The organism is Oscillatoria sp. CS-180 (genome assembly GCF_028330965.1).
Lineage (GTDB): Bacteria > Cyanobacteriota > Cyanobacteriia > Phormidesmidales > Phormidesmidaceae > Halomicronema.
Genome location: NZ_JAQMUB010000093.1, coordinates 1 through 13,371 on the forward strand (window position 1 = coordinate 1; position 13,371 = coordinate 13,371).

The following is a 13,371-nucleotide window of genomic DNA, read 5'->3' on the forward strand; positions in this document are numbered from 1 at the left end:
CAACATGACTTGGAAGGGGATTTCACCCCTGGTACAACTGGTTGACGGGATTTACCCAAAACACGTTTCTGTGCCGAAAGAGGAATTGGCCGAGTATGAACAATACTGGCAACGCTCAGCAATCTTGCCGAAATGGGACGTATTGGTTGCTCCTTCTTAGCTGGTATTTTATTTCTTGGCTTATCCCTTGCAGTTCAAGTTCCGTTTCTCCATCTGAAGCGTAGACTTTCGCGGCGAGCGCTAATAGATTTTTGTCTACTAAAAGAGCCGATAAACGATCAAAGTAAACCTGTAGAGCATCCTCTCTGGCCTCATTAGCTGCAATCTCTCTTTGCTCCTCAGAAGCTGCCTCAGCCTGTTGTTGCTGTTGCTGCTGCAGCCAATAACCTAGAATCGCCAATGACAGCGGGACACCTAATAAGCTGAGCCCGTCCCAGAGAGTTTTTCCTGGTTCAGATGTATTCGTTTCGACTGTCTTCAGAATATTTCCTTGCGTATCTCTCTCGGTAGTAACAGAGACAGATTGTCCGCGTCCGATTCCTGTCCAATCAGGCCATCCATAAAGAGCGATCGCCGTCACTAAACTTCCAATTGCAACAACCAAACCCGAAGAAACCGCAGTTACCCTCCATGGCTTCCTGGTCAAACTTTTCCAGAAGACTGATTTGCGCTTTTTACCCAGCGGCATACTCTTTGTAATACCTTTAATCCGCGATCAGCAGTAATTTTGTTTATCTATGCTGCTTTTGCCAGCTTAGCCTTAAGACCAATCACCGTCAGACCGATGACCTCTTGAGTTGCTTCGTCGTAGCGCAGCACGACACCATCACCGATATCAACACTAATTGCAGGACGAGGTGTACCAACGGATAAATACAGGACGTCTGCTTCATCGTCATAGTCCCAATTAGCTTGATTTGATGTTTGCAGGATTTTCAGCGTGTCCATAAAACCTCTCTTTGCCGTGATGGGCGGCGAGTCAAATATGCCGTCAATATAAAACCGTCCATAGCATTACTTTCTCTATAGGCAACAACCACATATTTACGTCCTAATTGAGTCTTGTCGTACAGCCGAATGGCTAGCAGTTCTCCCGAATCACCAGCCTGAATTAAATCAGGCTTAGCAATAGTCTCAATAATCAGACTCCGAGAACTGCTTATTTCTGGGTGTCTTCGAACGATGTGGTGCCATCGCTCATCAGATAAACGAATGGATACTCCGTTATGCGATGTGACTACCTCCATTGTCATATATTTCTGAAACAGTCGTTTCTCAAGGTAGAGCAGCGAGTCAGAGTACCGTTATACGGTTGAACTGTCCGATCTCATCCTATACAATTCCTTCTACGGGGAATGATTTCAGGCGGGGAAGAGAAGAGGTGCAACTCTTCAAATCCCCTAATCATCCCGAACTTAGCGCGGTAAGTCGAGATGACTGGGATCAATGTTATCCCCACTATCTTGCCCTTACCACTTCAAACTAGGGATCTGGATAGTTCCCCGTTTTCCTTAAGCCGAAAACGGAGATAAACCCGTCATGTGTGAACCTTCCACCGGAGCCGCTCAATCGGCTCCTCAATTCAACCTACCCGCCTTCAACCAGGAGAGCGTGCGGCATATTTTGCTGGGCGACTACAGCGCCCTCATCGATGCCATCAACCGCATGGCTGTCCTCGGCTACTGCGAAAGAATTGCCTGGAGTCAACCCTTACCTACCGGGCGCAACGGCGAATTCATCAGCGTCATGACCCGCAAACGCACAATTCCGTAATAGCCCGGTTTCATGGCCCACTTACCCGATCCGGTGGGTGGGCTGTGCCAGTCAATATGGCAGGCGGCACAATGATGCTGATGCTCAATTGAAAGCTATGCGGCGGCTCAGCCCCTCAGCTCAGTACACCGTTGTGTTTAATCCAACTGCTCCTGAGGAACACGGGAAGGTGTTTGCTTGAAAGCGATTGGCACATTATGTTTGCATCACAGTTGTGTATTGGAGTTGTGAGTAACCCAGTAGGCGATATGGGATGGGTGCTTGGTGAAGAAGTTGATGCTGAATGGGGCATTAGTGGCTGAGGAAAAATCTCATTCAACGCCTAAAACGGTTTTAGCGGTCAGATTCAAGTTAGGAAAGACAGCAGACGTAATGCGCTGATCGCCGCGCAGCAATTGCCGGTCATAACGCCCTTCTGAATTCAGGGTACAGAGGGTTAACGTGGGTTGCTTAGGCCGACCAATGAAGAATTCGCCGCCTAGTCCTTGATAGTCTGCAATCCAATATTCTGGGATGCCCAGCAGAGCATAGTCTTCGAGTTTACGGGCGTAGTCGTTTTGCCAGTTGCCGCTGACGACCTCCGCCACAAATTTGATGGTGCTGCCGAGGGTGACAACGGGTTGGCTGGCCCACAGTGGCTCCTGAGGGAGAGCGGCTCGATCTAGAACGATCACATCTGGACGAAACCCGGTCTGATTGGCTAAGGGTTTGATTAAGCAGCGGTGGGGGATGAAGTAATCGACTCCTTGCTGCACAATGTCGTAATTGAGCCAGCGGGCAATCGCCGCCGCCACTTCCTCATGAGGCCCCGTCGGTTCCAAATCGAACAGTTCTCCGTCAATCAGTTCATAGCGACTGTCATCGCCATACTGAGCAAGAAAATCCTCAAAACTCAGAGAAATGGGTTGGGTGGATCGATCGCTGGCAAGTGCCATGATTACTCTGGCTGCTTCGTATGGTGTTATGGGCGAACGTTAGCTGTGCTCAGTCTATCGCGATCGCCAGATGCCAATCGCTTAGTACACTACACTGCCAAATAGCTAGGAGAGAACGGCGATCTCGCTCTCAAATGTGTGCAATCTTGATTGAAGAGACCATTAAAAGCAGGCTGGTCGAGAACAACATCGAGGAAGGCAATCGCGATGACTAGTACCTTATTGACTCCGGTGAAATGGAGTGTAGATGACTATCACAAGATGATTGCTGCTGGGCTGCTGCGCGATCGCCGGGTGGAACTGTTGAATGGAGACATTGTTGAGATGGCCCCAGTAGAGCCAGCCCATGAAGGAATGGGGGACGCTGCAACAGAGCATCTTAGAGAGCAGCTAGGGTATCAAGTTTTGGTGAGAGCCGGTAAGGCCGTAACGCTGCCCACCAGCGAACCACTGCCCGACATCGCTGTTGTTGAACGTCGCGATTATGCAGACCATCATCCATACCCCGACAATATTTACCTGCTCATTGAAATTGCTAACAGCAGGCCAGAGCGTGACACCGAAGTGAAACGCCCCACTTATGCCAGTGCGGGCATCAGAGAATATTGGGTGTTTAACCTCGATAAAGACGAGCTGCGAGTTTTCCGAGATGCTGCCGATGGTGACTACCAGACTGATATCACTTGGCAGGATGATGCAATCTCCATACAGGCATTTCCTGAAGTCATTCTGTCGGTAAACGCAATGAAACGGCTAGTCCTCTAGCGTCGTACTACAGACCCTCTGGCCTAAATAAAGTGGTGAGGCACTCAAAGTTTGTTGAATGCTTTTTTAGAGAAACCTAGAAAGCCTTAATCAACTGCATTTCCAGTAATTTTGCTCCCAGGAACTCTATGTTGAAGCACTGCGTTCCCACAGGGGCCTGCAAGACCATCGCACCGCAGAGGTCAAGCGTGCCTCTTGCAGAGGAGATTCGCTAACGAATCTCCTATTCTCCATAGCTTTGAACTCAATCACAGTGATATACCACATCAAGCTTTCAGCATGCCTCACACGGTTATGGCTTTTCCTGATGATGGTTAATCAACTGCCTCATTTTAATCAGAAGGGCGATCGCCCATGCACTCTATCTCATCCATCTGAAAGCTGTAGATAGCTTGGGCACCTGTTTCATCGACGTAAATAGTTTCCCCATCTAAATCGCGGAGATAAACTAATACCTCAGTACTCAAACCTTCCGAAACAACGTCAATAACAACACCAAAAGAATAGAATTGAGGGCTTGTAACTATTGGAGCAAATGGCTGCTTGAAGCGAACCAAGTCTCCTTGCTTCATCCTCCACCTTCTGAGATGCCTATCCTGAGCTGTTGCCTACTCCGTTCGAGTTGATGCCAAAGTTGATCAATCTGATTCAAAGCATCGTTTGACGACAATCGACCGCCCGTATGCAAACCGCTGATATATTCAACTCGCAGAGCAAACTCTTGCAGATTGGCGTTAAAAATAAGTTGCTCAGGTTTAACTTGGCCATAATAGCGAGAGCGCGGGTATAAAAAGCATTGGAGTGGTTGATCCATACCTGATTCCTCTATAAACCACCTCAAAGTTGCCCTCTAAGGCGACTTCAATTCTAGCGTCATCTGGACTTTTTATTAACCTCTTCTTAACCTTGGAGAGCCTCTGTCAAAGGGTAGACATTTGGAAGAACCCTTCTGAGTAAGACCTGAGCAATTGAGCTTGCCAACCTCCAGATTTAGCGTAGAGTGTTCACTGCCTGCTCTATCTGCAGAGATTGGTGATTTTACGCAAGCCCTACATTCAAAACTGAAATCTGTCAGCAAGAATGAAGAATAATATGATGCCGCTCCGAGTAACTAATCACATCCGTGCGTTCAAGCTCATGGATTAACCGAGTTACCGTAACCCGAGACGACCCGATCGCCTCTGCGATCTGCTGATGAGTCAGACGCAGGTGAATCAAGTAGCCCTGGTCAATGCGACTACCAAATTTAGACGCCAACCAATTCAGCAAAAGCTGTATTCTCTGTAGGGTCTGCCCGTGACGAATTCTCATAAGCTCTTGCATTTGCGAAATGTGCGCCAGCATCACCTGGTTCATATTCCAACACTGATTAATATTAAGACGTGCTGCTTCTACAGTGGTCAGGCATTCCATATAGCACGGTTGGATGCATACAAGAGGATATCCTGTCGAATCTCCAACCCCCCAGAACCCCAGAGTAATAATTGCTCCGTCCTCGGAAATAGTGAGAAGGCGAACAGTACCAGATTGAATCTGCCAAAGAGTATCTTCTTGCAAAGGAACAATCTCTCGACGCTTAAAAGTACGCACGCGAGGACAGTCTAGTGAGGTCAATTCGACAGTTGAATTTTGCATAGGAGCTAAGTCGGACGTTGGCGACCTGTCAGGAATCAAAGGCAGCTAACTTTTAGGTAAACATCCAAAGAAAGGTCTGTTGAGATTTGTTCTCAATAAAGTCAACCGTAGCATAGCATAACTTTTCTAGCTGCTGGCTGATTAATCAATCGACTGAGCTACAGCTTGTGGTACCAGAAAGTGACCTGTTTAGGAGACTGCGATGGAGTGAAATCCTGACAGTCCCTAGCGGATCGAGTGAGCGCTTCACAAGGATTAACAGCACATCTAAGTTCTTCAGAACCCGAAAAATAGACACACCGATAGCAGGGAGTCAACTGGATCTGCCGCGTTTGTATAAATTGCCGATAGAGTCCCCGAAGCGCCGCCACAGCGAACCATAGCGTCAATACCACCAACGAAAGCGGACCTAAAGCAATGCCAACAAACAGAAGCGTATTGGTAACCAATTCCTGAGTCATAGATGTTTTATCAATCAGTTTTTGAATTGAGCTGTTGCCATAGCCAGGTGTCGATCGCGAACTTACCGCCACCATTGATCAAAAAGAATAGATAAAACGAGGCATAAAGGGCCGCTGTTTCTAAGGGGGTTACTTTAAAGCCATTGCCCTTGACGTGAAAGAAGATCGCTACCAGCATTGTGATGAGTAGTGCAGCCGCATCAAGACGGGTCAGGAAACCCAGCATCAGCAAAATAGCCCCAACCACCTCGGTATAAGCAGCACAGTAGGTCAAGAAAACCGGATAGGGAAAACCGATATAAGTCACCACATTGTCTGCAAAGCCTTGAACATTAGCTAATTTGTCAAGACCATTGTGAATCATCAATCCTCCAGCGCTGACTCTAATCACTAGCCAGAGGACTTGAAGCGGCATAGGGTCTACCGTCGTGGACTGAAAGAGCAAACGAACGAGACTGTTGGATTGTTTAGAGCTTGAAACCGTAGTCATAGGCTGCATCAAAATAACCACCTCATTTTAGCTTTGTTGATATAAATTCCTATTAAGGTGAATAATTTAGTTACCTATGTTTACAGGAATGTACGTTTAGAAAAGGCCGCATCTTCGATTCAAGGCAACGAGATAGTTACTGGCTCATCCTTCATACCTCTATTTTTTCTCTGCCTTCATCCTTTCGGCTCCGAATGTGCGAGAATGCCCCTTGTCTTGAGAAAGTTTTTCAACAATTCACTTCTTAATTCCTCAGAACTATGGAACAGCCTTATTCGTCGAAGGGGCTTAATAGCACCGTGCGATCGCTCGGCTTAGTTAGCCTCCTGAGTGATTTTTCGAGCAAAATGGTGTACCCTGTGACGCCGCTTTTCTTAACTGGAGTATTAGGTGCTCCTGCATGGACGGTGGGCATCATTGAAGGCATTGCAGAAAGTACTGCTAGCATTCTGAAACTCTATTCTGGTTGGTTGTCCGATCGCGCAGGTCAGCGCAAACCCTTTGCGATCGCCGGCTATGGGCTAGGCTCTTTGTCCAAGCTATTTATGGCATCCTCCACAATATGGGGACATGTATTAGGAGCAAGATTTCTGGATCGCGTAGGCAAAGGCCTGCGGGCCGCTCCTAGAGATGCCCTGATTGCGGAAAATTGTCCGCCTCAGCAGCGGGGGCGGGCTTTTGGTCTACACCACAGTTTGGAAACGATTGGTGAAGTGATTGGTCCGTTAGCGGGCTTCGCCTTTCTTTGGTTCTTTCCTAACAACTATCGAGGCGTCTTTACGCTCGCTTTTTTTCCCGCCCTGTTGGGCGTTTTGGTACTCCTACTGTTGGTGAAGGAACCGAGACAGAACAGTCAGACTAAGCGATCGCTACCTCAGTTCACATTTCGAGGATTGTCCCCTGCCTATCGCCGCTTTCTCCTGATCATCGGGTTATTTAGCTTGGGCAACTCCTCCGATGCCTTTCTGCTCCTGCGAGCACAAGATTTAGGATTTGCCGGTGGACAGGTTCTACTGCTGTATGCCCTATTCAATCTGGTTGAGGTCTTACTAGGATTTGCAGCAGGCAACCTGTCAGATCGTGTAGGACGGCGTCCGCTATTGGTGTGCGGTTATTTGGTATTTGCGATGGTGTATTTGGGATTTGCGATCGCCCAAGGAGCCGCTATTATCTGGCCTCTGTTCATGCTCTATGGGTTGTACTCTACGCTGACACGGGGTATCCAAAAAGCGTTTGTAGCTGACCTAGTGCATCCCGAACGGCGCGGGGCAGAGGTCGGGACCTACTACATGGTTATTGGCTTAATTGCCTTGCCTGCGAGTTTGATTGCAGGCTGGCTATATACCCAAGTTGGGGCAGCAATACCGTTTTACCTGAGTGCGGCGATCGCAACGTTTGCGGCTCTTTTACTACAGTGGATTCCTCCAGAAAGGTCTTATAGCCGTCGCTAGTTCCCTTAGATCAAGATGGCTAAAGCTAACAACAGCGGTACAGTTTGCTGAAAGCTGTAAAGGCTTTATTTCGTAGAAGCAAACAGGCTTTATAGAGTGGCTAACACGGATGAACTCGCCCTAACAAATGTAGACAAAAACTACAACCAAAGTAGAGTTGACATCACCCTGACCTATATTGCCTGCGTTTAAACAGCTTTTGTCGAAATAAGAATTGCCGAGAGGACTGTGTGAAGTTCTGACTGAAAGGGTACTCTGACACTACCAAAACAACTTCAGTTTTCAGAAGTTTTTTTCTAGTCGTCGCTAGTTCCGTTAGGACAAGACGGTGAGCCAAATGGCGAGGCGCTAAACACCCAGATGTTGCTTAGTGCACCAGCCTAGATGGTTAAAGCTATATCTCTCAGGTATGCTCAGGAGCATTATTGCTTAGGATTTCTGAGTTATAGCCACCGCTAGTTTCATTAGGAAAAATGGCTTGCCATTTAGCTGGTGCACTAAACACCTGATGTTGTTTAGTGCACCAGCTTTAGAGTACTAAAACTATATTATCTTCCTCTTTCGCAGTGCCATGACTAAACTCCTGGAATGCTTAAAGCTCTTTGAGTCACGTGGGTAAAAGCACTGGTTTACCTCAGATATTCAGTTAAGTTCTTGAGCACTTTTAGACGTAATCATATGACCTCAATTTCAGGACAGTTTGGACACAGAACAATCAACGCTTGCTTAGTTATAGGACTAATGTCTGTAACAACTATTAATGCTTGTACATCGACAGCATCTAACACCACACTTAACGATGTTAGTATTGAAGATCTTAGCAGTAATTCGTCGGAAACCCAGTCAGAGTCTGCAATCCGACTTGGCATCTTGTTAATTGATAGTGCGACTTCGGTGCATGAACGCTATACTCCCTTAGCTGATTATCTAACCGAAACGATTGGTCGCCCAGTTGAACTAGTTGCCCTAAATCAAGATAGTCAATTTATTGAAGTTGAGAATGAAAATCTTGACTTTATTTCCAATAATCCGCTGGCTGCAGTGCAAATTCAGCGGTTATATGACACAGAATTTCTCACTACTCTAGAACGTCCCAAGACCGGGACACAGTTTGGTGGACTCATTATTGCTCACAACGATAGCAAGATTCAAACGCTCTCTGACTTGAAAGGTAAAACAGCCGCTTGTGTTGACTTCGAGACTGCTGCCGCGGGTTGCCTTTTCCAGATTTATCATTTATTAGAAAATGACATCGATCCTTTCCAAGACTTCGCTAGCTTCATCGAAAACCCATCTCAAGATAGCATTGTGCTTGCCGTTTTAAACGGCACTATCGATGTCGGTTTTATTCGAACAGGCCAATTAGAAAAAATGACTCTTTCTGGCCTTATTCAAAATACTGACGAGCTCAAAGTTATTAATCCCAAGAACAATGACTTTTTCTTTACGCACACCACAGCTTTATATCCTGAATGGCCAATTGCCGCGCTCTCAAGTACTGATCCGGATTTAGTTGAGCAGTTTACAAATGCCTTATTGCGAATACCAGATTCGCATCCTGCCCTAGGGACTGCCAATTTAACAGGTTTTCTTCCACCTGAAGACTACGAATCCATTCACAACCTAATCGAGTCTCTACAGCTAAGAAGTTGGGATGCTCAGTAATGCTTAACTTTAGCTCTATGAAAAATCCATTGAAACATTTGACTAAAATCAGTAGCAGTATTACGCTACGGTATCTTGGCCTCACTACTATTATTTTCACCGCTGCACAGCTCGCTTTCCAAGCCGTGTATATTCGGTGGGAAATTGCTAAGAGTGAGCGCCATTTAGCAACTCAGATAGAGACTAAAACCAAGCTCTTATCAGGGGTTTCGTCAGAGTTTTTGTTGTCAATGGATTTTCTGTCATTGGAGCGCCTAGTAAAAGAAATCGATGAGAATGAAGCCGTCGTCTACAGTGCTATCCTTTCTGACTCTGGCGATCTCCTGACTCGTCATCTGGACGTTCAACAGCCTTATGTGCAGGCAGTCCGAGCAGCTCAACCTAACGCCAATTCACTGGCACTCCTGACACAGATCAATCAAAATCCTAATATTCGCTCAATTCAGCTCCCTATTGAACACAACGGAACTATTTTGGGTGAAGTTTATCTCGGCTATACAACCGAATATGTTCGTCAGGATGTTTGGCAATCGGCTATCATCGTGCTGATTTCAGGCTTCGGCATCACTTGTCTGCTGACTGGGTCAGTCGCCCTATTGTTTCGTTCCGAAATATCTAAACCCTTAGCTGATCTACATCAACTAGCGCAAGCTCTGGCAAGAGGGAAACTAGATCAACGCGCTATTGGGGTCAAAAATAATGAGTTTGGTCAGCTGAAACAAACCCTCAATACAATGGCCGAACAACTCCAGCAGACTCTGCAGGGCTTAGAAGATGCTCGGGACCAAGCCCTTGATGCAACCCGTGCCAAAAGTGAATTTCTGGCAACTATGAGCCACGAAATTCGGACCCCAATGAACGCTGTTATCGGAATGACTGGCCTGCTTTTGGACACCGATCTAACAACTCAGCAAAAAGACTTTGCTCAAACTATCCGCAGTAGCGGTGATGCCCTACTGACAATTATTAATGACATCCTGGACTTCTCAAAAATTGAATCCGGCATGTTGGAATTGGAAAAGCAGCCTTTTTCTATTCGACATTGTTTAGAAGAAGCCTTTGATATTCTCGTTTCTAAAGCAACTGAAAAAGAATTAGAACTAGCCTATAAAATTGATTTTGCCGTTCCCAAAAAAGTTATTGGGGACATTACCCGTTTACGACAGGTACTAGTCAATTTATTAAACAACGCCGTCAAGTTTACTCAAGATGGAGAAGTATTTGCCGAGGTCACCTTAGTAAGTGCCTCTCCCACACACCAAGACGATTCTCCTCCGGCAGAATGTGAAATTCAATTTTCTGTTCGCGATACTGGCATTGGAATTCCGTCAGAAAAAATGAATCGTCTATTTATGCCTTTTTCGCAAGTTGACTCTTCCATAACACGAAAGTATGGCGGTACTGGGTTAGGACTGATTATTTGCAAGCAACTTGTAGATCTAATGGGGGGACGTATCTGGGTCGAAAGTATTGTCGGACAAGGGACCACCTTCTCCTTTACCATTCGCGTGCAACCAACTGTAACAACCAATCAAGATGAGTTGTTAATACTTCAAAAGAAACTGATGCACAAGCACGTTTTGATTGTTGACGATAATGCTATCAACCGGGAAATACTAGCCTCGCAAGTTGAAAACTGGGGCATGCAAAGTCAAACCGTAACATCAGGTGCTGAAGCACTTGAGTTACTAGAGCATAACCACAACATTGACATTGCTATTTTTGATATGCAAATGCCTGAAATGGATGGCCTATCTTTGGCAGAGAAAACCCATGCGTTGTCTAAATGGCGCAATTTACCGTTGGTCATGCTGACATCTGTCAACACGTACGGTTTAGATAATGACAAAATTGAGGCTCACTTCTCAGCATTCCTAAACAAGCCTGTTAAACAATCGTTGCTATTCAACACGCTAGTTGAAATTCTGAGCATTGAAGCAACAAAAGTTCGCTATCAGGAAACTTCGCCACCAACGACTTTACAACCACTGGTAGAACAACTTCCTTTAAAGATCTTGGTTGCCGAAGATAATACCGTCAACCAAAAACTTGCTCTACTGTTGCTTGAACGTATCGGGTATCGTGCCGACATTGCCGCGAATGGGATCGAGGCTATTGAGGCTTTAAAGCGCCAGGATTATGATGTCATTCTCATGGATGTCAATATGCCTGAAATGGATGGCATCACGGCTACTCAAAAAATCCGTCAACAGTGGCAGACTCGATGTCCTCACATCATTGCTGTAACCGCTAATGCTATGCAGGGCGATCGCGAAGAGTGTCTCCAGGCCGGTATGGATGGCTACATCAGCAAACCCATCCGCCTTGAAGAGCTGATTCAAGCTCTCAAACAATGCACGCCACTCCAGCACTCGTCACCCTCAGATCTAGACGATAATGCAAACTTCGAAATTAGCAGTACAGTACAGATTAATGCGGAGTCTCAACAGTCCTGTGCTGCGATCAACCTTGATATTCTGAACTCTACACTCGATATTCTCGGCGATGATCGCCTAAGTAACCTGACATTACTTCTGGAAGTCTATGAAAAGGAAAGCTCCAAATTTATTAACCAAATCCGAGATGCGATCGCCCAATCTAATGCTAATGGCGTAGGTTTTGCTGCCCATACCTTTAAATCGAGTAGTGCTAGCTTAGGAGCGACTCAACTCGCTGAGCTATGCCAACAGCTAGAAATTATGGGGCGCAGCAACAACTTAACGGATGCCTCTGAGACCTTCACTAAGGTTGAGCAAGAGTACACTAGAGTGGTCAAAGAATTGTCAATGCAGCAGTCATAGATTGTCCGCTTTAGAAGTGGAGCTGCTCGTATACCAAGAACGCCATATTTACTGAAAATAGATCACCTGGCGCAAGACTATAGTTAGTTTTGAAAATTCGTACTCTATCGTATCAAACACAAGTTCAGGGCACTAATCAATGACCCAAACAAGTTGAGAGGTATCAAAATCAGTCAGGCTCAACTAGGCATATTTGGAGGCGAAATTGCCTTGAATCGATAATGTCTGCTCAGCATGGAGCCGTGGACCATTCAAAACAATTTTAGAGAGAAAGAACTGCCGTTTGATTGCGGCCTTTTGCTTTTGCCGAGTAGAGAGCTTGGTCTGCAATCTTAAAAAGATCACCATTAGAAATGGTTGCTTGAGGTATGGAACAAGTTACTCCAACACTTAAAGTGACAATGTCGGCAGCTTGAGAATTTGCATGTGGAATAGCCGCATTTCTAATGTTGGTATGAATGCGTGATGCTACATTCATCGTTCCATTAATATCTGTTTCAGGCAACAAGATAGCAAACTCTTCGCCGCCATAACGAGCAACAAAATCGACAGGTCGTAAAATACTCAGCTGTAGCAATCTGCTGACCTGCTTCAGACAATAATCACCTGCTGGGTGACCATACAAGTCGTTGTAACGTTTGAAAAAATCAATGTCACATAGGATGACACCCAACGGTTTCTGAGCACGCATTAGACGTGCCCATTCTCGAATTAGCGTCTCTTCTAAACTCCGACGGTTGGCAACCTGAGTTAAGCTATCGACGCGGGTGAGATATTGCAGTTCTCGGTTTGTACTTGCCAGCTGTTGATTTATGGTTGCGAGTTGCTGCATCAATTCTCGTTCTCGAAGTACCTGATGTACGCGATGCCTGAGTATTGATAGATGAATTGGCTTTGTAGCGTAATCTATTGCACCTACTGCAAAAGCTCGGTCAACTGATGATTGATCTGCTAATCCCGTAATCATGATGACAGGAGGACACTTTTCTCGCATACTGGCTTTTAGATTGGCACAGCAAGTAAACCCATCCATCCCTGGCATTTGTGCATCTAGGAGGATTATATCTTGCTCCTCTTTCTGAGCTAGTTTTAAGCTCTCTTCTCCTGTACAAGCCTCCGTAACCTGATGTCCATCGCGCTGCATTGCTCGATTCAGCAACATGCGGGTTATTACGTCGTCATCTACGATTAAAAGTCTGGCCAATGCTTAAACCTCTACTGTGAATAAATCAGTATGTGATGAGTTTTATAAGTGTTATTATTCCCAGCAGAAATTTCATAAACACCATCGCTAAATATATAGAGGCTACTGCTAAAAGGAATTTCAATTTGCCGACTTGAGCGATCAATTCAACTGTCAACTTTCACTAAAAGCATTTGAACTTTCTTATTGCT

At 45.8% G+C, this 13,371-nt stretch carries 15 protein-coding genes; 5 read left to right on the plus strand and 10 right to left on the minus strand.

All coding sequences use genetic code 11. The features are described 5' to 3' along the window. Window positions 1-115: 115 nt before the first annotated feature. The 3 genes from PN498_RS25150 to PN498_RS25160 are packed head-to-tail and all read right to left on the minus strand — an operon-like array spanning window position 116 to window position 1,253. On the minus strand, window positions 116-688 hold the full coding sequence (locus PN498_RS25150; protein ID WP_272066206.1) for a hypothetical protein: 573 nt from the start codon (window positions 686-688) through the stop codon (window positions 116-118). Window positions 689-735: 47 nt separating this feature from the next. Beyond that, window positions 736-948 carry a DUF2283 domain-containing protein gene (locus PN498_RS25155; protein ID WP_272066207.1) on the minus strand — a complete coding sequence of 71 codons (213 nt, stop codon included), beginning with the start codon at window positions 946-948 and terminating at the stop codon, window positions 736-738. Next, the gene (locus PN498_RS25160; protein ID WP_272066208.1) at window positions 936-1,253 is read right to left on the minus strand and encodes a hypothetical protein; all 318 of its coding nucleotides are present in this window, start codon (window positions 1,251-1,253) and stop codon (window positions 936-938) included. The genes PN498_RS25155 and PN498_RS25160 overlap by 13 nt, the downstream gene beginning before the upstream one ends. A gap of 286 nt (window positions 1,254-1,539) precedes the next feature. Here PN498_RS25160 and PN498_RS25165 point away from each other — a divergent pair, with 286 nt between their 5' ends. After that, entirely contained in the window at window positions 1,540-1,773 is a 234-nt protein-coding gene (locus PN498_RS25165) for a hypothetical protein (protein ID WP_272066209.1), read from the plus strand. A gap of 311 nt (window positions 1,774-2,084) precedes the next feature. Here the strand turns inward: PN498_RS25165 and PN498_RS25170 are convergent, their stop codons facing one another. Next, on the minus strand, window positions 2,085-2,708 hold the full coding sequence (locus PN498_RS25170; protein ID WP_272066210.1) for a Uma2 family endonuclease: 624 nt from the start codon (window positions 2,706-2,708) through the stop codon (window positions 2,085-2,087). A 207-nt stretch (window positions 2,709-2,915) separates the two neighbouring features. On the opposite strand from PN498_RS25170, the gene PN498_RS25175 reads away from it, so the two are divergent. Continuing rightward, window positions 2,916-3,473 (plus strand): Uma2 family endonuclease, encoded by a 558-nt coding sequence (locus PN498_RS25175; RefSeq protein WP_272066211.1) that lies wholly within the window; start codon window positions 2,916-2,918, stop codon window positions 3,471-3,473. Between the two features lie 332 nt (window positions 3,474-3,805). Here the strand turns inward: PN498_RS25175 and PN498_RS25180 are convergent, their stop codons facing one another. From PN498_RS25180 to PN498_RS25200, 5 genes are all read right to left on the minus strand, one after another. Further along, window positions 3,806-4,045 (minus strand): hypothetical protein, encoded by a 240-nt coding sequence (locus PN498_RS25180; RefSeq protein WP_272066212.1) that lies wholly within the window; start codon window positions 4,043-4,045, stop codon window positions 3,806-3,808. Continuing rightward, window positions 4,042-4,287, minus strand: a complete 246-nt coding sequence (locus PN498_RS25185; RefSeq protein WP_272066213.1) for a DUF7219 family protein — start codon at window positions 4,285-4,287, stop codon at window positions 4,042-4,044. The genes PN498_RS25180 and PN498_RS25185 overlap by 4 nt, the downstream gene beginning before the upstream one ends. A 257-nt stretch (window positions 4,288-4,544) precedes the next feature. Then, on the minus strand, window positions 4,545-5,108 hold the full coding sequence (locus PN498_RS25190; protein WP_272066214.1) for a Crp/Fnr family transcriptional regulator: 564 nt from the start codon (window positions 5,106-5,108) through the stop codon (window positions 4,545-4,547). 158 nt (window positions 5,109-5,266) lie between these two features. Continuing rightward, window positions 5,267-5,569: a hypothetical protein gene (locus tag PN498_RS25195; protein ID WP_272066215.1), complete on the minus strand. Its 303-nt coding sequence runs from the start codon at window positions 5,567-5,569 to the stop codon at window positions 5,267-5,269. Window positions 5,570-5,579: 10 nt separating this feature from the next. Then, entirely contained in the window at window positions 5,580-6,059 is a 480-nt protein-coding gene (locus PN498_RS25200) for a DoxX family protein (protein WP_272066216.1), read from the minus strand. Window positions 6,060-6,319: 260 nt separating this feature from the next. On the opposite strand from PN498_RS25200, the gene PN498_RS25205 reads away from it, so the two are divergent. The 3 genes from PN498_RS25205 (at window position 6,320) to PN498_RS25215 (ending at window position 11,976) form a co-directional block, all read left to right on the plus strand. Beyond that, window positions 6,320-7,510, plus strand: a complete 1,191-nt coding sequence (locus tag PN498_RS25205; protein WP_272066217.1) for an MFS transporter — start codon at window positions 6,320-6,322, stop codon at window positions 7,508-7,510. A gap of 741 nt (window positions 7,511-8,251) precedes the next feature. Then, the gene (locus PN498_RS25210; RefSeq protein ID WP_272066218.1) at window positions 8,252-9,175 is read left to right on the plus strand and encodes a phosphate/phosphite/phosphonate ABC transporter substrate-binding protein; all 924 of its coding nucleotides are present in this window, start codon (window positions 8,252-8,254) and stop codon (window positions 9,173-9,175) included. Between the two features lie 17 nt (window positions 9,176-9,192). After that, window positions 9,193-11,976: a response regulator gene (locus PN498_RS25215; protein WP_272066219.1), complete on the plus strand. Its 2,784-nt coding sequence runs from the start codon at window positions 9,193-9,195 to the stop codon at window positions 11,974-11,976. A 262-nt stretch (window positions 11,977-12,238) separates the two neighbouring features. Here the strand turns inward: PN498_RS25215 and PN498_RS25220 are convergent, their stop codons facing one another. Next, window positions 12,239-13,180 carry a diguanylate cyclase gene (locus tag PN498_RS25220; protein ID WP_272066220.1) on the minus strand — a complete coding sequence of 314 codons (942 nt, stop codon included), beginning with the start codon at window positions 13,178-13,180 and terminating at the stop codon, window positions 12,239-12,241. Window positions 13,181-13,371 lie beyond the last annotated feature (191 nt).